At 34.2% G+C, this 25,259-nt stretch carries 20 protein-coding genes; 13 read left to right on the top strand and 7 right to left on the bottom strand.

Translation table 11 applies throughout. The features are described from left to right. Nucleotides 1–16 precede the first annotated feature (16 nt). Nucleotides 17–2,725 carry a TonB-dependent receptor gene (locus Q0663_RS02375; protein ID WP_299005707.1) on the top strand — a complete coding sequence of 903 codons (2,709 nt, stop codon included), beginning with the start codon at nucleotides 17–19 and terminating at the stop codon, nucleotides 2,723–2,725. A 73-nt stretch (nucleotides 2,726–2,798) separates the two neighbouring features. Here Q0663_RS02375 and Q0663_RS02380 read toward each other — a convergent pair whose 3' ends face one another. The 6 genes from Q0663_RS02380 to Q0663_RS02405 all read right to left on the bottom strand — a co-directional run bounded on the left by Q0663_RS02380 (nucleotide 2,799) and on the right by Q0663_RS02405 (nucleotide 7,195). Then, nucleotides 2,799–3,875, bottom strand: a complete 1,077-nt coding sequence (locus Q0663_RS02380) for a CNNM domain-containing protein (protein ID WP_299005710.1) — start codon at nucleotides 3,873–3,875, stop codon at nucleotides 2,799–2,801. A gap of 86 nt (nucleotides 3,876–3,961) precedes the next feature. Next, nucleotides 3,962–4,798 (bottom strand): DUF3078 domain-containing protein, encoded by an 837-nt coding sequence (locus Q0663_RS02385; RefSeq protein WP_299005712.1) that lies wholly within the window; start codon nucleotides 4,796–4,798, stop codon nucleotides 3,962–3,964. Nucleotides 4,799–4,878: 80 nt separating this feature from the next. Continuing rightward, on the bottom strand, nucleotides 4,879–5,829 hold the full coding sequence (locus tag Q0663_RS02390) for a DUF3078 domain-containing protein (protein ID WP_299005714.1): 951 nt from the start codon (nucleotides 5,827–5,829) through the stop codon (nucleotides 4,879–4,881). Between the two features lie 35 nt (nucleotides 5,830–5,864). Then, entirely contained in the window at nucleotides 5,865–6,374 is a 510-nt protein-coding gene (locus Q0663_RS02395; RefSeq protein ID WP_299005717.1) for a DUF2480 family protein, read from the bottom strand. A 60-nt stretch (nucleotides 6,375–6,434) separates the two neighbouring features. Further along, nucleotides 6,435–6,755 (bottom strand): DUF59 domain-containing protein, encoded by a 321-nt coding sequence (locus tag Q0663_RS02400; protein ID WP_115899355.1) that lies wholly within the window; start codon nucleotides 6,753–6,755, stop codon nucleotides 6,435–6,437. 14 nt (nucleotides 6,756–6,769) lie between these two features. After that, the gene (locus Q0663_RS02405; protein WP_299005732.1) at nucleotides 6,770–7,195 is read right to left on the bottom strand and encodes a SufE family protein; all 426 of its coding nucleotides are present in this window, start codon (nucleotides 7,193–7,195) and stop codon (nucleotides 6,770–6,772) included. Nucleotides 7,196–7,387: 192 nt separating this feature from the next. On the opposite strand from Q0663_RS02405, the gene Q0663_RS02410 reads away from it, so the two are divergent. Then, the gene (locus tag Q0663_RS02410) at nucleotides 7,388–8,314 is read left to right on the top strand and encodes a PfkB family carbohydrate kinase (protein WP_299005735.1); all 927 of its coding nucleotides are present in this window, start codon (nucleotides 7,388–7,390) and stop codon (nucleotides 8,312–8,314) included. A 79-nt stretch (nucleotides 8,315–8,393) separates the two neighbouring features. Then, a complete protein-coding gene (locus Q0663_RS02415; protein WP_299005738.1) occupies nucleotides 8,394–10,292 on the top strand; it encodes an amidophosphoribosyltransferase in 1,899 nt (632 codons plus the stop codon). Between the two features lie 77 nt (nucleotides 10,293–10,369). Here Q0663_RS02415 and Q0663_RS02420 read toward each other — a convergent pair whose 3' ends face one another. Next, complete coding sequence (locus Q0663_RS02420) at nucleotides 10,370–10,732, bottom strand: SPOR domain-containing protein (RefSeq protein ID WP_299005741.1); 363 nt, start codon at nucleotides 10,730–10,732, stop codon at nucleotides 10,370–10,372. Nucleotides 10,733–10,948: 216 nt separating this feature from the next. Between Q0663_RS02420 and Q0663_RS02425 the strand changes: the two genes are divergently transcribed. From Q0663_RS02425 to Q0663_RS02470, 10 genes are all read left to right on the top strand, one after another. Next, a complete protein-coding gene (locus Q0663_RS02425; protein ID WP_299005744.1) occupies nucleotides 10,949–12,241 on the top strand; it encodes a c-type cytochrome in 1,293 nt (430 codons plus the stop codon). Nucleotides 12,242–12,273: 32 nt separating this feature from the next. Then, nucleotides 12,274–15,414, top strand: coding sequence for a TAT-variant-translocated molybdopterin oxidoreductase (locus tag Q0663_RS02430; RefSeq protein ID WP_299005746.1), 3,141 nt, complete (start codon nucleotides 12,274–12,276; stop codon nucleotides 15,412–15,414). 27 nt (nucleotides 15,415–15,441) lie between these two features. After that, nucleotides 15,442–16,842: an NrfD/PsrC family molybdoenzyme membrane anchor subunit gene (nrfD, locus tag Q0663_RS02435; protein ID WP_028891351.1), complete on the top strand. Its 1,401-nt coding sequence runs from the start codon at nucleotides 15,442–15,444 to the stop codon at nucleotides 16,840–16,842. Further along, nucleotides 16,832–17,359 (top strand): DUF3341 domain-containing protein, encoded by a 528-nt coding sequence (locus Q0663_RS02440; RefSeq protein ID WP_299005749.1) that lies wholly within the window; start codon nucleotides 16,832–16,834, stop codon nucleotides 17,357–17,359. The genes nrfD and Q0663_RS02440 overlap by 11 nt, the downstream gene beginning before the upstream one ends. Before the next feature lie 9 nt (nucleotides 17,360–17,368). After that, a complete protein-coding gene (locus Q0663_RS02445) occupies nucleotides 17,369–17,917 on the top strand; it encodes a cytochrome c (protein ID WP_299005752.1) in 549 nt (182 codons plus the stop codon). Between the two features lie 22 nt (nucleotides 17,918–17,939). Further along, a complete protein-coding gene (locus Q0663_RS02450; protein ID WP_299005756.1) occupies nucleotides 17,940–19,508 on the top strand; it encodes a quinol:cytochrome C oxidoreductase in 1,569 nt (522 codons plus the stop codon). Nucleotides 19,509–19,543: 35 nt separating this feature from the next. Then, a complete protein-coding gene (locus Q0663_RS02455; RefSeq protein ID WP_299005759.1) occupies nucleotides 19,544–20,551 on the top strand; it encodes a cytochrome c oxidase subunit II in 1,008 nt (335 codons plus the stop codon). Between the two features lie 27 nt (nucleotides 20,552–20,578). Continuing rightward, a complete protein-coding gene (locus Q0663_RS02460) occupies nucleotides 20,579–22,348 on the top strand; it encodes a cbb3-type cytochrome c oxidase subunit I (protein ID WP_028891346.1) in 1,770 nt (589 codons plus the stop codon). A gap of 153 nt (nucleotides 22,349–22,501) precedes the next feature. Continuing rightward, the gene (gene ruvB, locus Q0663_RS02465) at nucleotides 22,502–23,524 is read left to right on the top strand and encodes a Holliday junction branch migration DNA helicase RuvB (protein ID WP_120185687.1); all 1,023 of its coding nucleotides are present in this window, start codon (nucleotides 22,502–22,504) and stop codon (nucleotides 23,522–23,524) included. Between the two features lie 2 nt (nucleotides 23,525–23,526). Beyond that, nucleotides 23,527–25,257: a SulP family inorganic anion transporter gene (locus tag Q0663_RS02470; RefSeq protein WP_299005762.1), complete on the top strand. Its 1,731-nt coding sequence runs from the start codon at nucleotides 23,527–23,529 to the stop codon at nucleotides 25,255–25,257. The last annotated feature ends 2 nt before the right edge of the window (nucleotides 25,258–25,259 follow it).

Here is a 25,259-nt window from a genome sequence, read left to right on the forward strand (position 1 = left end):
AATTAAAATAAACATTATGTTTAAAAAACTACTATCTATATTTTTAGTAGTTTGTGCTGTATCTGTATACGGACAAACGACTATAAATGGAAAAGTTTATGATGAATATTTAGAGCCTTTTTCTAATGCTGTAATTATTTCAGGAAATGATAGAACAATTTCAGATTTCGAGGGAAGTTTTATTTTAAAATCAGCATCAAACTATCCTGTAACAATCCAAGTTTCAGCTTTTGGATACAAAACAGAAATCATTGAAGTTGTATCTCAAGATCAAGAAATAAATGTAATTTTGAAAGAAAACATCGCATTAGAAGAAGTTGTAATTTCTGCATCAAGGTCTCCTGAACGAGTTATTGAATCGCCAGTAACCATTGAAAGAATGGGGATTGTTGATGTTAAAAGAAATACTTCTATCTCGTTTTATGACGGATTAACAAACTTAAAAGGAATCGAGTCGCGTGAAGCAAACTACGGATTCAAATCTGTTAACTCACGTGGTTTTTCTACTTTCGATAACACTCGATTTGTACAGTTAGTAGACGGGGTAGAAACATCAATTCCTGCATTAAATTTCTCAGCAGGAAATATTATGGGGCTTTCAGATTTAGATGTAAAAAATGTTGAAATTCTTCCAGGAGCATCTTCTGCTTTATATGGGGCAAACGCCTTTAACGGTATTTTGTTAATGAAAAGTAGAAACCCTTTTGATGATGCAGGTATTAGCACGTATATTAAAACAGGAAACATGTCGCAAGAAGCAGCAGGGAATAATGCTTTTTACGATGTAGGTGCACGTATGGCATATAAATTTAATAACTATTTAGCTGCAAAAGTAAACCTAACTTACTTTTCTGCAGAAGAGTGGCATGCTGATGATACTAGAAATACTACAGGAATTGGTGGTGTAGCAATTGATGGAGATAGAGATACCAATACAGATTACGATGGAGTAAATGTGTATGGAGATGATTTTTCAGTGGCTATTCCAGGTATTGGAAATGTAAGTAGAACAGGGTATGACGAAAAAGATTTAACAAATTATGATGGTTATAACTTAAAATTTGACGGATCTATTCATATCAGACCATGGGCTAATGATGCGTTCGAAATTATTTTAAATTCTCGTTTTTCTCGTGGAGACAATACTTACCAAGGATCCAACAGATTCTCTCAAAAAGGATATTTTATCGAGCAGTATAAATTAGAATTAAAAGGGAAGAATTTCTATGCAAGAGGATACTATACTGGAAACGATTCAGGAAAAACTCACGATTTACGATTTGCTGCAATTGCCTTAAATGAAAAGTACAATCCGACGCAAAACTGGTATAAAGAATACATAGACATGTATTCAGGAGTAATTAACGATCAAAATTACACTGCTTTTAACGATGCAGATGCAAGAAGATATGCTAACAGAAATAGATTTGTACCAGGATCAGCCGAATTTAAAACAGCATTAGAAGAAGTAATTAATACTCCAATAAACAAAGGAGGAGCTGGTATAAAAGATGAAACTTCTTTTTACCATTTTGATGCCAACTATAACTTTAAAGATATTATTCGTTGGGGAGAAATTCAAGTAGGAGGTTCTTATCGTAAGTATGATATTAACTCAAACGGAACATTATTTACCGATGAAAACGATAATATTGAGTTTGATATGTTTGGGGTTTACTCTCAAATTCAAAAGAAATTTTTAGAGGATAGATTAAAGTTTACAGGATCTGTTCGTTATGATAAATCTAAAAACTTCGAAGGAAACTTCTCGCCAAGGGTAGCATTAAACTATTCTTTAGGAGACTCAAAAAACCATATTTTAAGAGCTTCTTATCAAACAGGGTTTAGAAATCCAAGTACTTTAGAGCAATACTTCGGATTACGTTCAGGACCAAGTAATTATATTTTAGGAACTTCAGAAGAAAACTTAGACCGTTTTTCTACAATAGCAATGAATCAAGATGGTACTACCAATACAATTACTGGTAGAAACGTTTTTGACAACGCATTGGCAGGAGAAGATAACAGAGTTAAGCTTCATGTAAACCCAATTAAGCCAGAAAAAGTAACTTCTTATGAAGTAGGGTATAGAAGTATTATTGATTTAAATAGTAGAAACATTTTAGAATTAGATATTAATGGTTATTACAACCAGTATAACGATTTTGTAGCTTTTAAAGATGTTATTGTAGCTAATTATGGAGGTTTAGAAGCAGATGGAACACCAAACGCTTTAGCTAATGCAGCAATTGATAATGGAGACTATACATCGTTTGTACTTAACACAAATACACCAGCTAATGTAGATTCGTATGGTGTAGGAGTAGGGTTAAATACTAAAGTGTTTAAGACATTTAATTTAGGAGCAAATTATACGTATTCAAAACTAGTTTTTGATCAAAGTGAAGATTCAGGTTTTAAACCAGGGTTTAATACACCAGAGCATCAAGTAAAAGTAATGTTTGGTAACCCGAATTTATTTAACAACTTCGGATTTAATGTGAATGTAAGATGGCAAGATGAGTTTTTATGGCAGTCGAGTTTCTTAGATGATATGGTATCTGAAAGAACAGTATTAGATGCACAAATAAATTATAGAGTACCTTCACTTAAATCTAGATTTAAAATTGGAGGAACTAATTTAACAGGTAACGAATATATGGGAGCTCCTGGTTCAGGATTCATCGGTTCTATGTACTATGTTTCTTGGACAATTAATGACTAATTAATTTAGTTATATAAAATAAAATAGGCGTGAATTTATAATTCACGCCTATTTTTATTTAAGATAAAATGAGTTATTCATTTTCACTATCATCATTAATAATTCCTAATCGCTTAGCGCGCTGTTCCCAGCTCTTTCTAGCTAAAGTTTGAAGATTGGCTACGCTATCACTTTCATCCATAATTTCATAGCCTAAAAGTGTTTCTATAACGTCTTCTTGGGTTACTAATCCACTAACCGCTCCATACTCATCAACAACTAACGCTAAGTGTTCTCTTTGCTCAATTAATCGTTCAAATAAATTAGGAATAGATAACTCTCTACTAGCTATTATAATTTCACGTTTAATTGTTTTTAAAGGCTCATTTCCTTTGTTGTCAACCAAGGAAAGTAATAACTGATCTTTTAAAACATAACCTGTTATATTATCTGGGTTTTCAGCATACACAGGTATTCTAGAAAAACGCAAAGGTCTATTTTCATTAAAAAAAGCTTCAATGCTTTGGTTTTCATCAGCAGTAGTAAGAACTGTACGGGGAGTCATGATATGCTTTGCTTGTACTTGTTTAAAGTTTAGCATATTTCTAATCACCTTTCCTTCACTTTCATGAAAAACTCCTTCTTGTTCAGCAATGTCAGTCATTGCAGTAAAATCTTCTCTGCTTAGTACACTCTCACCATGGGCTCCTTTTCCAAATATTTTGGTAAAAAGTTGAAGTACCCATATAATACCAGTGTATTTGCAGATAAAGATTAAGATGTTTAAAGCTTTTGTTGAAAAGCCAGCTAAAGATTTCCAGTAGGTTGCTCCGATAGTCTTAGGAATGATCTCTGAAGCTACTAAAATTAAGATTGTCATTACAGCTGAAACGATAAAAACACCATTGCCGTCATCACTAAATATTTTTTTTGCCTGGGCACCTACTAAAATAGCTCCTACAGTGTGTGCAATAGTATTAACAGTAAGGATGGCTATAAGGGGTTTATCTACATCTTTTTTTAAGGTTTCTAAACCGTCAGCGTACGCTTTACCTTCTTTCTTTTTAACATTAACAAAAGTGGGTGTTACACTTAATAAAACAGCTTCAAGTATGGAGCATAAAAAGGAGAAAAATATAGATAAAGTTGCGTAAACAATTAAAAGTGTCATTCGTTAAAATTTTAAGCTAAAATACATAAAAAAGAAAACCTCAAGAAGAACTTCTTGAGGTTTTGAATATGTGTTTAGTAATGTTTTTAAAAACCGTAATTAATACCTAAACCAAATACCTCTCTTGTTTGAAATCCTTCAAAAGCATTATCATCGTAAATTGCTTGCATAGAAAGGTTCGCAGATAAATACTTGTTAACTTTCATCACTACATTAACAGTATAATCAATATCCACATTTTGAAAATCTTCTAAGTAGTTGCTATAAAGGTTTAAAATATTTTCTACCGAAACGTTTTTCATTACATCTAACTTGTAATAAGCGTTTAAAGCAGCCCCTAACTCATAACGAGTAGTTTCTCCTTGTGCAACACCAAAAGCATCTCCCATTTCGGTTAAATGTCCGTGCATTACTATTAATTTAGAAGTTGCAGGGGCAATGTTAACTTTTAAGTTATCGTGTTTTTTCCATAACATACCAGGTCCAAATTGAAAGTATGCAGGAGAAAAGAAGTGCGAAGTTTGAATACCATTCACATCAGTTGATGACATTTGTGTTTTAAAGTTGAAAAAAGCAGAATAGTACCAGTTCCCACCAGCTTTTTTACCTACTAAAGAGTTCAACTCTAAACGGTCATCTGTTTTTTTCATTTCTTCTCCTTTTAGTTTTGTTAAACCGTAAGAAGCAATTAATTTATTGTCCCAAGTCCAATCACCTTTTGTGTAGTTAAAATCGTAGTTTAAACCAATAGTACCAGAAATGTTGTTTGTACCTCCGGCTAACCAGTTATTAAAAGCAGATTGATTGAATAGGAAAGAAATGTTTCCACTTCGTTTCCATCCTTCTTTAGGTTCATCTTTTTTTTCTTGGGCATTGGCTGTTAAAGCACTAAATAAAACAGCGATTGCTAATAATTTTTTCATTTGGATAAATTTTAATTTATTTTTTTGAAGGCGCGAATGTACGCCTTACAAAAAGCTTAGACAAAGTTATTGATTAAAAGTCACGTTTTATGAAAAATATAATTTAATCCAAGTCCAAAAACTTCTTTAAACTGTACTTTACTAGAGGCGTCATCATCAATAATAGTATGTAAACTAAGGTTTGTTGAAAGGTTTTTGTTAATCTTCACAAAAAAGTTTAATTGATAATCTATGTCGATATTTTGAGGGTTGTTAAGGTAGTCAGAATATACGGCAAGAATATTTTCCATTGTTACATCTTTCATAATTTCTTTCTTGTAGTAAGCAGAAAGGTTAAAACCTAGCCCTAATTTTGAGGTTTTACCTTCTTCAACACCATATTTTCCTGAAAATTGATTAGAAACAAATGTATATCGTGCTGTAGCTGGTGCGATGTTTATCCTAGCATCGTCATTTCGTTTCCAAAGCATACCGGGACCAAAACTCCAATAAGCAGGAGAGAAAAAGTCAGAAACAGCTAATTTTGGTTCTTGCTTGTAGTCATACCCTCTAGAAAACTGCGTTTTAAAATTGCTAAAAAATGAGAAGAACCAAAGCTTAGAGGCTTTTAAACCTAATAAAGAGTTGTATTCAAATTGGTCTTCTGTTTTTCTCATTCCTTGACCGTCAACATAACTTAAACCGTAAGCAGATATAACTTTATTATCCCAGTTCCATTTCTTTTTTTTGTAGTTGAAATCATAACCAAGCGTCATGTTTCCTGCAACCGTATTGTTTCCTCCTGCAGACCAATTAGCAAAAGATGATTGGTTGAATAAAAAAGTATATTTTCCTGTAACCATCCATTTTTTTGGTGGGTTCTTTTTTACCAATACTTCAGGAGTAAGGAATCGTTTTATGATTGTAGAGCTATAGTTAACTTCTGCAGGAGCACTAATTAATTTTAATGTTGAAATACTATCTTTTTTAGTTCTTTGGGGAAATACAGAAAAAGAATAACATACAAATAGAAGTAAAAAGAGTTTTCTCATTTATAGGTAGTAAGTTAAGGAGTTTATAAATCAAATTACTTTTTTCTCTTATAAAGTGGAACAGTTGAACAAGCTTCACCAAACATAATGGTTTTAGCTATAGGTTTAATTTTTTCAATTAATAGGGTATATGCTGATGGTGGTATAGGCTTATTTGCACATCCTTTTATTATTACAGGCTTATCTTTATATTCGGAAGTGTCTAACTGTTGAATTATTTCTTGATATACTACAGTTTCTAATAATGTTAAGTCGCCAACAACAATCTTTTTAGCAAAAGGGGTAAGTTCAGTGGTCAGTAAAAGATAAGCCCATGAAGGAATAATAGCATCAGTAGAACAAGTTAAAGAAACATAACTGTCTTGGTATTGAGTCCAGTCATGGTTTTTTACAGACTCTCTAAAATCTTTTTCACGAAGAATCAATTCTTCAAATAACCAGTTTTTAATATCAAACACTACACGATTACCTTTAGGATAAAAATCTTCTAAATCTATTGTAGTAAGCTTGCTATTAGCAACTCTATTTATAATTTCTTCTGACATACTTTTAGTTGAAAAGTTTAAAGTTGTATGCTTTGTGTTTTGGTTGTTATACCATCAGTCTTATAGCATTCCTAATTCTAATTTTGCTTCTTCACTCATCATGTCTTGAGTCCAAGTGGGATCGAAAGTAATTTCAACCTCACAGTTATTAATCTCCTTTAAAGTTTTTACTTTTTCTTCTACTTCAACAGGTAAAGTTTCAGCAACAGGACAGTTAGGAGAAGTTAATGTCATTAATATTTTGGCATCATTCTCTTCTGATATGAAAACATCATAAATTAATCCTAGCTCATATATATCAACAGGTATTTCTGGATCGAAAATTGTTTTTAATACACGAACGATTTTATCTCCTAATTCTTCTAATTTATCTTCAGTCATAATTCTAAACTTCTTTAATTCGCTAATTTGCTTTGTTGAGCAATTGCATACATCTTTATTTGCTTTACCATTGATACTAATCCATTAGCACGCGTAGGGCTTAAATGTTCTTTTAAACCAATTTCATCAATAAAGTCAGTATCTGCATCTAAAATTGCCTTAGGTGTTTGGTCAGAAAATACCCTCAATAATAAAGCCACAATTCCTTTTGTTAAAATAGCATCACTATCGGCAGTAAACTCAATAGTGTCACCTTTTAACTCAGAATGCAACCATACTTTCGATTGACATCCTTTAATTAGATTTTGATCCAGTTTGTATGCTTCATCTATTAACGGCAGCGATTTACCTAACTCAATAATGTACTCATAACGCTCCATCCAGTCTTCAAACATTGAAAACTCGTCAATAATTTCTTCTTGTATTTCTTTGATAGTCATTTTTTAAAACTATTTTTGCAAAGTCAAAAAGACCGTTTTTAATTAAAGACGCAAAATTACGACAAAAAAGGCAGTTAACATGAGAGTTTAAGTCTTAATGAGTATAATTAGTAAAAATTTAAGTCTTAGTGATTTATAGAGACTTAATGAAATAAATGCATTTCTTCAGTTGAAGAAATTTTAAGTAGAGTTATGAGTAAATTATTAGCAGTAGGAACAGTAGCATTTGACGCTATAGAAACACCATTTGGAAAAACTGATAAAATCTTAGGAGGATCAGGAACATTTGTAGGATTAGCAGCTTCACAGTTTGGAGTACAAACAGGAGTGGTTTCTGTAGTTGGAGGAGATTTTCCGCAATCATACTTAGATATGATGAACGAAAAAGGAATTAATACAGATGGAGTGGAGATTGTAAAAGAGGGAAAAACATTCTTTTGGAGTGGAAAGTATCATAATGATATGAACTCTCGTGATACTTTAGTGACTGAACTAAATGTATTAGAGCATTTTCAACCAGTAGTTCCAGAGTCGTTTAAAGATGCGCCGATTGTAATGTTAGGTAATTTACATCCGTTAACTCAAGCATCTGTTTTAGACCAAATGAATGAAAGACCTAAGTTAGTAGTATTAGATACTATGAACTTTTGGATGGATATAGCATTAAACGATTTACACGAGGTTTTAAAACGTGTAGATGTTATTACAATTAACGACGAGGAAGCACGTCAGTTAAGTGGAGAATATTCTTTGGTAAATGCAGCAAAGAAAATTCATGAAATGGGGCCAAAATACGTGGTAATTAAAAAAGGGGAACATGGAGCTTTATTATTCAATGAAGGAAATATGTTCTTTGCACCAGCATTGCCATTAGCAGAGGTATTCGACCCAACAGGAGCTGGAGATACATTTGCAGGAGGTTTCTGCGGGTATTTAGCTAAAACCGAAGATATTTCATTCGAAAATATGAAGAGTGCAATTATATATGGATCTAACTTAGCATCGTTCTGTGTTGAAAAATTCGGAACACAGCGTATGGAGGCATTAACTAGCGAAGAGGTACAAGCGCGTTTAAAAGCGTTTAAAGAATTAACACAATTTGATATAGCATTATCATAAACTATAAATCCGCGCTTTTTGCTGCGGATTTTTTTATACAACACACAAAACTACAACACAACTAAATACTTGAAATTAAATGAGTGACGCTATTAAACACGAATGCGGAATTGCAATGGTTCGTTTAAAGAAGCCATTACAATACTATAAAGACAAATACGGTACCGCGTTTTATGGTGTAAATAAAATGTACCTGTTAATGGAGAAACAGCACAACCGGGGGCAAGACGGTGCTGGATTAGCAAGTATAAAATTTAATGTAGAGCCTGGAACAAGATATATAAGTAGAATCCGTTCCAACCAATCACAACCAATCCAGGATATCTTTGGGAAAATTAATCATAGAATCAATGGAGTTTTTGAAGAGAATCCAGATAAGGTTGATGATGTGAATTGGCAAGAAGAAAATGTACCTTACATTGGAAACTTATTTTTAGGGCACGTTCGCTACGGTACTTTTGGTAAAAACTCTATAGAGAGTGTGCATCCTTTTTTACGCCAAAGCAACTGGAAACATCAAAGCTTAATTGTTGCTGGTAATTTTAATATGACTAATTCTAAACATTTGTTAAATGATTTAATTGAATTAGGTCAACACCCTAAAGAGTCTACTGATACTGTAACAATTTTAGAAAAAATAGGACACTTCTTGCAGTCGGAAGTTTCAGATTTATATTTGAAAGCTAAAGAAGAAGGATTTAATAAAAAGGATGCTTCTCCTTATATAGAAGAACATTTAGATATTCAACGTATTTTAAAACGTTCGGCTAAAAACTGGGACGGGGGTTATGCTATGGCAGGTATGTTAGGACACGGAGATGCGTTTGTGTTGAGAGACCCATCAGCTATTCGTCCAGCTTTTTTTTATGAAGACGATGAAGTAGTTGTGGTTGCTTCTGAGCGTCCAGTTATTCAAACAGCTTTTAATGTAGATATCGATTCAATAAAAGAAATTGAAAGAGGTCATGCGTTAATTATTAAGAAAAATGGTCAAACAAGCATGTCGCCAATTTTAGAGCAACGTCCTAAAAAAGCATGTTCGTTTGAGCGTATTTATTTCTCAAGAGGTAGTGATGCATCAATTTATGAAGAACGTAAAAACTTAGGGAAATATGTGTTTCCTGAAGTTTTAAAATCTATTGATAGTGATATAGAAAATTCAGTGTTTTCTTACATACCAAATACGGCAGAAACATCATTTTTTGGAATGATGGAAGCAGCAGAAGATGTGTTAAATCAACAGAAAACAGATGCTATTTTAGCAGGTGGAGGAAAATTATCAAAAGAAAAGGTAACGGAGATTCTTTCTAAACGACCACGTTTTGAAAAGATAGCTATTAAAGATGCAAAACTACGTACTTTTATTACAGATGATAGTAGTCGTGATGATTTAGTAGCGCACGTATACGATATTACTTACGGAGTTGTAAAACCAACCGATAACTTAGTAATTATTGATGATAGTATCGTAAGAGGTACTACCTTGAAGAAAAGTATTATTAAAATCTTGGACCGATTGAATCCTAAGAAAATAGTAGTAGTTTCTTCTGCGCCTCAAATACGTTATCCAGATTGTTATGGTATTGATATGGCTAAGATTAACGATTTTATTGCTTTTAAAGCTGCGTTGGAATTGTTAAAAGAAACAAATCAGTATCATATTGTTGATGAAGTGTATCAAAAATGTAAGCAACAAGAAAACAGTGAAGATAAAGATGTGATAAACTACGTTAAGGAAATTTATGCTCCGTTTACTGATGAAGAAGTTTCTGAAAAGATTGCACAAATGTTAAAAACTGCAGAGATAAAAGCTGATGTCGAGGTGATTTTTCAGCCAGTAAGTGGTTTACATAAAGCTTGTCCAGACAATTTAGGAGATTGGTATTTTACTGGAGATTATCCTACTGATGGAGGTCACAGGGTGGTAAATCAAGCATTTATCAATTTTTATGAAGGAAATGATAAGAGGGCTTATTAATAATTAATTAGCCAGTAAATAAAAAAGAGTAATCGTTTGTTCGATTACTCTTTTTTTATGTGGTAAAATATTTTTAATTACATAGGTACTACAATGGCGCCAGAGAATTTTTCTCGGATTTCATTTAAAGCCCTATCAGCATGTAAGCGTGTTTTGTAATTTCCTACTTGTATTTTCCAGTTAGGTTCTTCGTACGTTAGTTTGGTGTAAATATCAGGGTATTCAACTTTGAACCTATTGCGTATGCTTCTAGCGCGTCTTTCAAGTCCATAATATAGTTGGATTCTGTAACCAGTTCCGTTGTGCTTGTTGTAAGCTCTCTTTTTCTCTATTAAAGAGTTAATGTTTTTGTTATCAGTGTATTTTGATTGTGCGTTAACACTAAAAACACCCGCTGAGAATAGAAGTATAAAAGTAATAATTAAGCTATGTTTTTTCATTTTGATGAATCTTTTTACAAAAGTAATGACTTGTGAGTTAATACATTGTTAACGCTAGTTATTTAGAATTGTTATAAATTACAGATTAGGATTCTCTTAACATTTCACAATTTAGACAGAAGTAGTACTTTTGTGCAACTTTCCGTGTGCTAATTTTAAAATTAGTGTAACAGAAAAAATTGTACCAAAATAGATACAAAACTTATATTTTATAGTATGAAAAGTGTGAATCATCACAGTCGGTTAACCAAAACTCTAGCAAAGAGTTTAGCTTTCTTTTTAGTTTTCTTAGTAAGTTTTTCGGCGTTCTCGCAAGATATAGACGAAGCGCGTCAAAAAGAAGGGAAGAAATTATTTAAGTCTTTATGTGCTTCGTGTCACAAGTTAGATAAAAAACTTGTAGGGCCTGCTTTAGGTAGTATTGAAGAGAAAAGGACTAATGAGTGGTTAAAAGCATGGATTAAAGATAATGCTGCTTTAAGAGCTACTGGAGATAAAGATGCTATTGCGATTTTTGAAGAATACAATGGGTCTAACATGACGGCTTTTCCTCAGTTAACTGATCAAAATATTGATGATATTTTGTATTATACAACTGTAGGTGAGGTGAAAAAAGCTGCTGCAGGAGGTGATGCTACTGCGGTGCAAGCTCAAGGAGATCAAGCTCCTCAATGGTTGATTTATATATTAGCAGCGGCAATTGTTGTAGCGTTTTTAATCATTGGTAGTTTATTAAAAACTATTAGTGAGTTAAAAGGAGCTCCAAAAACGCCAGGTTTAATGGGGCAGACTGCTGAATTATGGGAGGGTGTTAAGCGTAATACATTCTTAAAAGTGTTAACGGTAATTTTTGGAGCTTTAATAGCTGCATACTTCTTATTCGGTACGTTGTTTAAAGTAGGTGTTGATACAGGGTATCAACCAATTCAGCCAATTGCATTCTCGCATAAAATTCACGCAGGAGATAATAAGATAGATTGTCAATACTGTCACTCTGCAGCAAAACATAGTAAGCATTCGGGTATACCATCTGTAAATGTTTGTATGAACTGTCATAAGAATATTTCTGAAGTAGCAGAAGATACTAAAGTAGTAATGGATGACCATACGTTAGTAAAATCGGACTTAGATAAAGAAATCGCTAAGATTTACGAAGCTGCTGGTTGGGATCCAGAAAAATTAGAATACACAGGTAATACTAAGCCAATAAAATGGGTTAGAGTTCATGATTTACCAGATTTTGCATATTTTAACCACTCACAACACGTAACAGTAGGTGGGGTTGCTTGTCAAAAATGTCACGGGCCAGTAGAAGAAATGGAAGAAGTGTATCAATATTCTCCATTAACAATGGGTTGGTGTATCGACTGTCATAAGGATACTAAGGTAGACTTAAAAGGTAATGAATACTATGCTAAAATTCACGAAGAATTAGCTAAAAAGTACGGTGTTGAGCAAGTAACAATTGCACAATTAGGAGGAAAAGAGTGTGGTAAGTGCCACTATTAATCAAATTAGAAAGTAGAAAAACACATATATAAATGGCTTCAGACAAAAAATACTGGCAAAGTGTTGAGGAACTTAAAGGAAGTTCTATTGTTGAAACGCTACGTAATAATGAGTTTGTACAAGATATCCCTACAGATGAGTTTTTAGGCGATAAAGAAACCTTAGAAACTTCATCAACATCACGTAGAGATTTCTTGAAATATGTTGGATTTACCACTGCAGCAGCTTCTTTAGCAGCTTGTGAAGGTCCAGTAAGAAAATCAATTCCTTATGTAGTGCAACCTAATAATATCGTAGTAGGTGTTGCTGATTGGTACGCAACTACAATAGCAGATGGTTTTGATTTCGCAAACGTATTAGTTAAAACACGTGAAGGGCGTCCAATTCAAATCATGCCTAATAAAGAGGCAGGAGGTGTAACTAGCGCACGTACGCAAGCATCGGTTTTATCATTGTATGATGGTAAATTAAGATTAAGAGAACCAAGAAAAGGTGAAACTGAAATCTCTTGGGCTGATGCGGATAAAGAAATCGTGGCTAAATTAAACGAGTTAAAGAACGCTAACGAACCAGTAGTGTTATTAACAGGAACTTTAGCGAGTCCTTCTACTGATAAAGTTATTGCTGATTTTATCGCAGCTTATCCAAATGTTAAGCACGTAGTATATGATGCAATTTCTGAAAGTGCTACAGCTGATGCTTTTGAAGCTATGTATGGTAAGAGAGCTTTACCAGACTACGATTTTAGTAAAGCAGGAGTAATCGCGTCCATAGGGGCAGATTTTATTGGTGATTGGCAAGGCGGATACGAAAAGTCTTATGCAGAAGGTCGTAGAGTAGCAACAGGTGAAATGTCATACCATGTTCAAATAGAAGCTAACATGTCTTTAGCGGGAGCAAATGCCGATAAAAGAATTGTAGCTAAGCCATCTGAACAAATTTTCGCTTTAATCAATTTATACAATGCAGTAACAGGAAGTTCTCTTCCTTCTAAAGCAACCGCTTTTGATGCAGAGGTTAAGCAATTAGCTAACGATCTTAAAAAAGCAGGTTCAAAGGGAGTTGTAGTTACTGGATTAAATGATAAAAATGCACAATTAATTGCCTTAGCAATTAACAACGCATTAAACAGTGAAGTAATCGATACAAAAGCGGTAAACTTAACTCGCCAAGGTAACGATACTGAAGTTGCACAATTAGTAGCAGATATTAAAGCAGGAAAAGTAAAAGGTTTAGTTACGTATAACGTAAACCCAGTTTATTCTTTAGCAAATGCAGCTGATTTTGCAGAAGGAATTAAAAACTTAAAATTATCTGTTGCCTTATCTACTCAGAATGATGCAACAGCTAATGCTACACAATATACATTGCCAGCACCTCACAACTTAGAGAGTTGGGGAGATGTTATGGCTAAAGAAGGTGTTTATAGTTTAATGCAGCCTACTATTCAACCATTATTTAATACACGTCAGTTACAAGATGTTTTATTAAAGTGGTCAGGTAGTACAGTAAATTACTATGATACTTTAAAAGAGTTTTGGAGTACTAATGTTTTAGGAGGAGCTTCTTGGAATCAAGCATTACATGATGGTTTCTTTAAAGCTACAACTATTACTGAAGATGTTGCTTTTGAATCTACTACAGATGTAAATGCAGCAGCAGTAGGATTAGTAAAGTTAGCTAACAGTGCTTCAGGATTTGAATTAAACTTATATTCATCAACTGCATTAGGAGACGGGAAGCAAGCCAACAACCCTTGGTTACAAGAGTTACCAGATCCTCTTACCCGTGCTTCTTGGGATAACTACTTAACCGTTTCTATGGCAGATGCTAAAGAATTAGGTTTTGAAAACCCAGTAAAAGATAATGGAGCAATTAACGGTAACTATGCTAATGTAACGGTTAATGGAGTTACAATTAACAAAATTCCAGTAATAATTCAACCAGGTCAAGCTAAAGGATCAGTTGGTTTAGCATTAGGTTATGGTAGAACTCAAGGATTAAAGCCAGAGATGCAAGTAGGTATCAACGCATATCCTTTCTATCAAAACGGAAATAACGTACAATTCAACGTTTCTATTGAAAAAGCTTCAGGATGGCACAAGTTTGCTTGTATGCAAGTACAAAGCACTTTAGCTGGTCGTCATGATATCTTAAAAGAAGCTACTTTAAAAGAAGTAAACGATAAGAGTTTAGATCCTAAACATACATGGAACAAACCATTTATGGTTTCTTACGATCACCAAGAAGTTGAGGGAAGTAAAATCGACTTATGGGATGAGCATGATAGAAGTTTAGGACACCATTTCAACTTATCTATCGACTTAACATCTTGTACAGGATGTGGGGCTTGTGTTATTGCATGTCACGCAGAAAACAACGTGCCTGTTGTTGGTAAAGATGAGATGAGGGTAGGTAGAGATATGGCTTGGTTACGTATTGACCGTTATTATTCTTCAACTGTTGTAGATAAGCAACACGAAGCAACAATGACGTTAGAAGAGTTCAAAGCTCAGAACCCTAACTTAGCGAACCAAGAAGTTGAAAGAAGATATACTGAAAAAGTATTAGAATTAAGCAAAGGAGATTTATTTGATGCTTTAGAAAATCCAGCTGAAAACCCACAGGTTGCTTTCCAACCAATGATGTGTCAGCACTGTAACCACGCACCATGTGAAACAGTATGTCCGGTAGCAGCAACATCTCACGGTCGTCAAGGTCAAAACCAAATGGCATATAACCGTTGTGTAGGTACTCGTTACTGTGCAAACAACTGTCCATATAGAGTTCGTCGTTTCAACTGGTTTAACTACGCTGAAAACAACGAGTTTGACTTTAATATGAACAACGAGTATGGAAAAATGGTATTAAACCCAGACGTAGTAGTTCGTTCTCGTGGAGTTATGGAAAAATGTTCTATGTGTATTCAAATGACACAAGCTACTATCTTAAAGGCTAAGAAAGAAGGTAGAGCTGTTAACAAAGATGAGTTTGAAACAGCATGTTCATCTGCTTGTTCTACTGGAGCTATGGTGTTTGGAGATATAAACAATTCTGAAGATACAGTTACAGCATTAAAAGAAGATAAAAGAGCTTTCCACGTGTTAGATTATATTGGTACAAAACCAAACGTAGTGTATCAAGTGAAAGTAAGAAATACAAACGAAGCTTAATAGTAAAATTAATAAGTATATAGATTTATGTCGTCTCATTACGAATCATCTTATAGAGAACCTTTAATACTTGGTGACAAGAGTTACCATGATATTACTGAAGATATTGCTAGACCTATTGAAGGGAAAGCAAACAAAAATTGGTATATAGCATTCTATATCTCTTTAGCAGCAATGTTATGGGGATTTGGATGTATCTTCTACACCGTAGGAACAGGTATTGGTGTTTGGGGATTAAGTAAAAACATCGGTTGGGCATGGGATATTACCAACTTCGTATGGTGGGTAGGTATTGGTCACGCCGGTACACTTATCTCTGCCGTATTATTATTATTCCGTCAAAAATGGAGAATGGCAATTAACCGTTCTGCAGAAGCGATGACAATTTTTGCGGTATTCCAAGCAGGATTGTTCCCAATTATTCACATGGGACGTCCATGGAACGGATACTGGGTATTACCAATTCCTAACCAATTCGGATCATTATGGGTTAACTTTAACTCGCCATTATTATGGGATGTATTCGCGATTTCTACGTATTTATCGGTATCATTAGTTTTCTGGTGGACTGGTTTATTACCTGATTTTGCAACGATTCGTGATAGAGCTGTAAAACCTTTCCAAAAGAAAATTTATGCATTATTATCTTTCGGATGGTCTGGTAGAGCTAAAGACTGGCAACGTTTTGAAGAAGTGTCGTTAGTATTAGCAGGTTTAGCAACTCCATTAGTACTTTCTGTACACACAATTGTATCGATGGACTTCGCTACTTCTATCAACCCAGGATGGCACTCAACAATTTTCCCTCCTTACTTCGTAGCAGGGGCGATCTTCTCAGGATTCGCAATGGTACAAACCTTATTAGGTATTATGCGTAAGGTTACGAACATGGAAGCATATATTACGCGTTTACACGTAGAGTATATGAACATCGTAATTATTTTAACAGGTGGTATTGTAGCTGTAGCTTATGCAACTGAATTCTTCATAGCATGGTATACAGGTTCTCCTTATGAAAACTATACATACTTATCGTTTGGTGCTGAAGCAGGAGCTTATGGATGGGCATTCTGGTCGTTATTAATCTGTAACATTTTCACTCCACAGTTATTATGGATCAAAAAGATTAGAAGAAGTTTTATCTGGTCTTTCATTATCTCAATTGTAATTAATATCGGTATGTGGTTTGAGCGTTTTGATATTATCGCAATTGTATTAAGTAAAGGACAATTACCATCTACATGGTGGCGTTTTGAACCAACGTTTGTAGACGTAGGTATCTTTATAGGAACTATCGGGTTCTTCTTTGTATTATTCTTATTATATGCAAGAACATTCCCAGTAATCCCTACGGCAGAGATTAAGACTATTTTGAAATCATCAGGTGAGAATTTTAAAAAATCAAGAGAAGAGAACAATGAGCACTAATAAAGTAATTCACGCATTATACAATGATGATGATATCTTAATGGATGCCGTTAAGAAAGTAAAGTCAGAAAATCATCATATTGAAGAAGTATTTTGTCCATTCCCAGTTCACGGATTAGACAAAGCAATGGGCTTAGCTCCAACACGTTTAGCTATTACTGCTTTTTTATACGGTATTACAGGTTTATCAGTAGCAGTATGGTTAACATGGTATACTATGATTGCTGATTGGCCTCAAGACATTGGTGGTAAACCAAACTTTTCTTGGGCAGCTAACATGCCAGCCTTCGTGCCAATTTTATTCGAATTAACAGTATTCTTCGCAGCACACTTAATGGTAATCACTTTTTATATGAGAAGTAGAATTTGGCCATTTAAGGAAGCTGAAAACCCAGATCCAAGAACTACAGATGATCATTTCCTAATGGAAGTTCCAGTTCATGGAAACGAAGATGAGTTAGTAGCATTGTTAGAAACAACAGGAGCTGTAGAAATTAACGTAGTAGAAACGCACTAATAAAGAGATATGAAGAGTTTAAAAATAATTATCGCTTTAGCTGTAGTAGCAACAAGCTTAAGTTCTTGTAACGATAAACGCAAACCACAAGTACAGTTTATGCCAGATATGTATGTGTCTGTACCTTACGATGCTAACGGTGCTGAAGGCGTAAATAAGGACATGGTAAATAAACTACCTGTGGCAGGTACTGTGAGTAGAAATGGTGTAGTAGCTTATGATATTCCTGATACAAATGAAGGATATGAAAAAGCGAAAGCAGAATTAAAAAACCCATTACCAACAACTGAGGAAAACTTAGAAAAAGGTAAAGTGTTATACGATATTTACTGTGCTTCTTGCCACGGTACAAAAGGAGACGGAAACGGAGTATTATCTCAAAGAGATAAATTCAACGGTATTCCAAGTTATACCGATAGAGAGTTAACACCAGGAAACATTTACCACGTAATTATGTATGGTAAAAACTTAATGGGATCTCACGCGTCACAGTTAAGATACAACGAGCGTTGGCAAGTTGTACAATACGTAGAAAAATTAAGAAGCGAATTAAAATAAGTCTATAATAGATAGTTAAGATATGTACCAGTTTTCAGGAAAATTAAAAATGCTAGCTATTGTTTTAATGGCTGTAGGACTTTTAGGAACAGGTTATAGTTTCTTTTCAGCACCTAAAACATTAGAAGAAGCAAAAGAAATTTTAGCAAAACAAGATGCTCACCATGGTGGTCATGAAGCAACAGCTACTCACACTGAAGAGGAGCATGCTGAAGAAGCTAAAGTAGAAGAGCATGTAGAAGAAGTAGCTACTGAAGAAACTCAAGCGGATAGCACAGCAACTCAAGTAGAAGAGCCTACAGTTAGTACTGCAGAGCAAGAACAAGACTCAACAGTTGTTAATGCAAATGAAGCTGAAGTTAAGGAAGAAGTAGCACAAACTGAAGTAAAAGAAGAAACTCATGCAGTAGCTGAGGCACATGGTGAAGATCATGATGCTCACGCAGAGCACGCTTTACACCAAATGCAAAACAGACCATGGTCTGCAATGTATGTAGCTTTATTATTCTCTTTAGGAATCACGTTATTAGTTTTAGCTTTTTATGGATCTCAAATCGTTGCACAAGCAGGATGGTCAGTAGTATTACACAGAGTAATGGAAGCTATTTCTTCAAACATACATTACGTAAGTGTTTTCATGTTAGCGTTCTTAATATTAACAGCGATGCACATGAACCACTTATTTACTTGGATGGGAGAAGGAGTAACTGATCCTACAAGTGAAAACTACGATGCTATTGTAGATGGTAAAAAATGGTGGTTAAACACTCCAGGATGGTTAATTAGAAGTATTGTATACTTAGCAGGATGGAATGTTTACTATTTCATTATCAGAAAGTGGTCTTTAGCACAAGATAATGGAGACTTAAAACAACACAAGAAAAACTATAATGCTACAGTTATTTTCTTAGTATTCTTTATGATTACTGAAAGTATGGCATCATGGGATTGGATTATGAGTATCGACCCACACTGGTTCTCAACTTTATTTGGATGGTATGTATTAGCTACTTTCTTAGTATCTGCTTTAACAGTAATTGCTATGGTAACTATTTACTTACGCTCAAAAGGAGTATTACCATTAGTAAATGATAGCCATATTCATGACTTAGCGAAATTTATGTTTGGTTTCTCAGTATTTTGGACGTACTTATGGTTCGCTCAATTCATGTTAATTTGGTATGCAGACATGCCAGAAGAAACAACATATTTCTTATTACGTTTCAATGAATACAAGGTGCCGTTCTTAGCAATGGTTGTAATGAACTTTATTTTCCCAGTATTATTATTAATCAACAGTGATTTTAAGAGCAGACCTTGGTTTGTAATCTTAGGTGGTGTTGTAATCTTAGCAGGTCACTATATTGACTTATTTGTAATGATTATGCCAGGTACCGTTGGTGGTCAATGGGGATTCGGAATTGGTGAAATAAGCGGATTATTATTCTTTACAGGATTATTTATCTTTGCTACGTTTAGTGCATTTGCTAAAGCTAATCCAGTACCAAAAGGAAACCCTTACTTACACGAAAGTGAAACCTATCATTACTACAACATCGAACACACAGGAGAAGATAGTAATCATCATTAATTAAAAAGAATTAATAAACAAATAGTTTAGATAATATGCTCGCTTTATTTTATATTTTCATAGCAGTTGCAATCGGAGTAAGTTTTTGGCAAATTACTCGTATAATGAATTTCCGTTCTGTAATTGCTACAGATGAAGACAACGAAAAACAAGCTAAATACTCGTTAGCTTTCCTAGCATTCCTTTATGCAATGATGATTTATTGCTTAATAGCAATGAATGTAATCATGTTACCTGAAGCTGCTTCTGTTGAAGGAGAGCATGACGATAACTTATTCAATATTACATTTTGGTTAATTGGAATCGTTCAGTTCGGAATGCAGTTTTTAATTTTCTTCTTTACTTATAAGTACAGAGGAAATAAAAACAACAAAGCATTATTTTATGCTGATAGCCACAAATTAGAGTTAATTTGGACAACAATTCCTGCAGTAACAATTGTACTGTTAATCGGATACGGTTTATGGGCTTGGAACAATATTATGTATGTTGGAGACGATGAAAACCCAATTGTTATTGAGGTTTACTCTCAACAATTCCGTTGGGATGCTCGTTATGCAGGTGAAGACAACCAATTAGGTCTTGGTAATGTAAACTTTATCAAAGGAATTAACACTATGGGTGTAGACATGTCTGACCCAAGTGCACAAGACGATAAGCAAGTAACAGAATTGTATTTACCAAAAGGTAAAAAGATATTATTCAAGTTCCGTTCACAAGACGTATTACACTCTGCTTATATGCCTCACTTTAGAGTGCAAATGAACTGTGTTCCAGGTATGGTTACTCAATTTGCTTTCACACCAAAGTATACAACTGCTGAAATGCGTCAGAATTCAGAAGTGGTTGCTAAAACGGAAGGAATTAACAAAATTAGAAGAGCTAAAGGAGAAGACCCATATGAGTTTGATTATGTATTATTATGTAATAAAATTTGTGGAGCGTCTCACTACAATATGCAAATGAAAATTACTGTTGTAGAAGAAGAGGAATACAACAAATGGTTGTCAGAACAAAAAACATTAGCTCAAGTAATTAAATAAGATATTTTTTAAAAGTATATAAAGATTATGTCAGATCATCATCACAAAGAAACATTTGTAACTAAATATATCTTTAGTCAAGATCACAAAATGATCTCTAAGCAGTACCTAGTTACAGGTATATTTATGGGTATCATAGGAGGTTTTATGTCTATGTTGTTTCGTTTACAAATTGCATGGCCAGATACGTCGTTTTCAATTGTTGAAGCGTTCTTAGGTAACCATCAAACAGATGGAATTATGAACCCAGATATGTACTTAGCGTTAGTTACAATACACGGTACAATCATGGTATTCTTTGTATTAACGGCAGGTTTAAGTGGTACCTTCTCTAACCTTTTAATTCCGTTACAAATTGGAGCACGTGATATGGCTTCAGGATTCTTAAATATGGTATCATACTGGTTATTCTTTTTATCATCAGTAATCATGATTATTTCACTGTTTGTGGAAGCAGGACCAGCATCTGCAGGATGGACAATTTATCCGCCATTATCTGCCTTACCACAAGCAATTCCAGGTTCAGGTACAGGTATGACATTATGGTTAGTATCTATGGCAATTTTCATTGCTTCATCTTTACTAGGATCATTAAACTATATCGTAACAGTTTTAAACTTACGTACCAAAGGAATGAAAATGACAAGATTGCCGTTAACAATGTGGGCTTTCTTCATTACAGCAATTATTGGTGTAATTTCATTCCCAGTATTATTATCAGCAGCATTATTATTAATTTTTGATAGAAGCTTTGGTACTTCTTTCTACTTATCAGATATTTTTATTTCTGGAGAAGTATTACACTACCAAGGAGGTTCACCAGTATTATTTGAACACTTATTCTGGTTCTTAGGTCACCCTGAGGTATATATCATCTTATTACCAGCATTAGGTATTAGTTCTGAAGTAATTTCTACTAACGCACGTAAACCTATCTTCGGATACCGTGCAATGGTTGGATCTATTATGGCAATTGCATTCTTATCTACAATCGTATGGGGTCACCACATGTTCGTATCAGGAATGAATCCATTCTTAGGTTCTGTATTCACATTTACAACAGTATTAATAGCAATTCCATCAGCAGTAAAAGCGTTTAACTACGTAACTACACTATGGAAAGGTAATTTACAGTTAAACCCAGCTATGATGTTCTCTATCGGATTAGTTTCTACATTCGTAACAGGAGGTTTAACAGGATTAGTATTAGGAGATTCAGCATTAGATATTAATGTTCACGATACCTATTTCGTAGTGGCTCACTTCCACTTGGTAATGGGGGTATCTGCCTTGTTAGGAATGTTTGCTGGTGTGTATCACTGGTTCCCTAAAATGTATGGTAGAATGATGAACAAAACATTAGGTTATTGGCACTTCTGGTTAACAATTATTACAGCTTACGGAGTATTCTTCCCAATGCACTTTATTGGTTTAGCTGGTTTACCACGTCGTTACTATACAAACACAAGCTTCCCAATGTTTGACGATTTAGCCGATATTAACGTATTCATGACTATCATGGCTATTATCGGTGGAGCTGCTCAGTTAATCTTTATTGCTAACTTCTTTATCTCTATGTATAGAGGTCAAAAAGCTACGCAAAACCCTTGGAATGCAAATACATTAGAGTGGACTACCCCTGTAGAGCATATCCATGGAAACTGGCCAGGAGAAATTCCTGAAGTTCACAGATGGGCTTACGATTACAGTAAAACAGATGAAAATGGTGAGTATGTTCACGGAAAAGATTTCGTGCCTCAAACAGTACCATTATTAGATGGAGAAGAGCCATCTTAATAAAAAGTAAAAAATAAAAAGCCTCCCAATTTTGGGAGGCTTTTTATTTTTATAAACTTAAGAATTCTTTATAATACGTATCTTAGCATAGTAAAGAGCTAAGTAACATATATTACAAAACAACCGTTTTATTTCAAGTATATTTGCAACTATATGAACGAAAACCTAAACCCTGAAAACAAACATTATTCTAATGAAGAGTTAGACGTTGAAAAAAAGCTGCGTCCACTGTCATTTGATGATTTTACAGGTCAAGATCAAGCGATAGAAAATCTTAAGATTTTTGTTGAAGCAGCAAATCAGCGTGATGAAGCGTTAGACCACGCCTTATTTCATGGACCTCCGGGGTTAGGAAAAACGACGTTAGCACACATTTTAGCGAATGAGTTGGGAGTAGGAATTAAAGTTACCTCAGGTCCTGTTTTAGATAAACCAGGAGATTTAGCAGGTTTACTAACCAACTTAGATGAAAGAGATGTACTTTTTATAGATGAAATCCATCGATTAAGTCCTGTAGTAGAAGAATACCTGTATTCGGCTATGGAAGATTATAAAATCGATATTATGATTGAATCTGGGCCTAATGCACGTACAGTACAAATCAATTTAGAACCGTTTACTTTAGTAGGAGCAACTACTCGTTCAGGACTACTTACAGCACCAATGAGAGCTCGTTTTGGAATCAGTAGTCGATTACACTATTACTCAACTGAGCTGCTAACCAACATTATTCAACGAAGTGCTTTTATATTAAAAGTGCCAATTTCTATGGAAGCTGCTATTGAAATAGCAGGAAGAAGTAGGGGAACACCACGTATAGCGAATGCATTATTGCGTAGAGTACGCGATTTTGCACAAATAAAGGGAGATGGTACCATTACTATTGAAATAGCTAGATATGCGCTAAAAGCATTAAATGTTGATGCACATGGGCTAGATGAAATGGATAATAAAATACTATCTACGATTATTGATAAGTTCAAAGGTGGTCCAGTTGGAATTACCACGTTAGCTACAGCTGTCGCAGAAAATTCAGAAACAATAGAAGAAGTGTATGAACCTTTTTTAATTCAACAAGGGTTTATCATGCGTACGCCAAGAGGAAGAGAAGTAACCGATTTGGCTTATAAACATTTAGGTAGAATTAAAGGAAGTAGCCAAGGAGAGCTCTTTTAAAAATGAAACTACTAAAAAAACTCATACCGATACTAGAATGGTTGCCTAACTATAAAAAATCACAATTAAGAGGTGATGTAGTTGCAGGTATAACGGTTGCTATTGTGTTAATTCCACAAGGTATAGCGTATGCACTTATTGCTGGATTACCACCAATTTATGGGTTATATGCCGCATTAATGCCTCAATTAATGTATGCTTTTTTTGGTACATCACGCCAAGTAGCAATTGGTCCTGTAGCAATGGATTCATTAATCGTAGCAACAGGAGTTTCTACTTTAGCATTAACAGGATCTGAAAGTTATATTGGTATAGCAATATTACTTGCGTTAGTGGTAGGGGCTATTCAATTTTTAATGGGAATTTTCCGCTTAGGTTTTGTAGTTAACTTCTTGTCGAGACCTGTAATAACAGGGTTTACATCAGCCGTAGCTTTAATTATTGGATTGAATCAGTTTAGAAATTTATTTGGAGTAGATTTTGTACAAAGCGATCAAATACATGTGTTGTTAGAAGATATTTTGTTCCGACTTCAATATTTTAAAACAAATACTACGATTATAGGTTTACTAGCCTGTGTGGTTATTATAATTTTTAGAAAAGTAAATAGAAAGATTCCAAATGCATTAATCGTTGTGATATTAGGAATTGTAACAATACGTCTTTTTGGAGATCAACTTACAGATGTAGCTATTGTAAAAGATATTCCTTCAGGACTTCCTAAGTTTTCAATACCAGTAATTGATGTAGCATTAATACGAGAATTAATACCAATTGCTGCAACATTGGTTATGGTAGGGTATTTAGAAACCATTTCTATAGGAAAAACGTTGGAAGCTAAACAAGATGAATACAGAGTCCGACCAAACCAAGAACTAGTAGCGTTAGGATTAAGTAATATGGTTGGATCGTTGTTTCAATCATATCCTTCAGCATCAAGTTTCTCTCGTTCGGCAATCAATGCAGAATCAGGAGGAACAACAGGAGTTTCAGCAATCGTTTCGGCATTATTGGTAGTAATCACCTTACTTTTCTTAACACCAGTATTTTACCATTTACCTAAAACTATTTTATCAGCAATTATTATTGTTGCAGTTTTTAACTTGATAAATGTACAAGAAGCAAGAAGGTTATGGAAAGCGAATAATTTAGATTTCTGGTTATTATTAGCTACTTTTTTAGCAACGATTTTCTTCGGAATTGAATACGGAATTTTAATAGGAGTAGTTTTATCGTTAATCGTTTTAATTTTTAGAACCTCAAGACCTTACGTAGCTGAGTTAGGAAAAGTACCAAATTCAGATTTCTATCGTAATAAAAACAGATTCAAGGAAGTTATCATAGAAGAAGAAATTTTAGTGTTTCGCTTTGATGCACAATTATTTTATGCCAATTCAAACTATTTTCGTGATAAATTAGACGAAATGGCAGCAGAAAAAGGAAAGGCATTAAAGTTGATTGTTTTAGATGCAGAGAGTATTAACAGAGTAGATAGTACGGGTATAGATATGTTAAAAGAACGTATAGTTTATTTTAACAAGCATAATATCCAATTCTATTTTGCAGGAGTGAAAGGGCCAGTAAGAGATGCCTTTTTTAGAGGTGGTTTATTAGATGTTGTAAGTTTAGATCACTTTTTTATGCGTGCTAACGGAGCCGTAAATTTTTATAAAACAGGAGATAACCAAAACCAAAAAAAATACGCACAATACATACATCAGGCGTATAAATAACT

The sequence above is a fragment of the uncultured Tenacibaculum sp. genome (assembly GCF_947504135.1).
GTDB lineage: Bacteria > Bacteroidota > Bacteroidia > Flavobacteriales > Flavobacteriaceae > Polaribacter.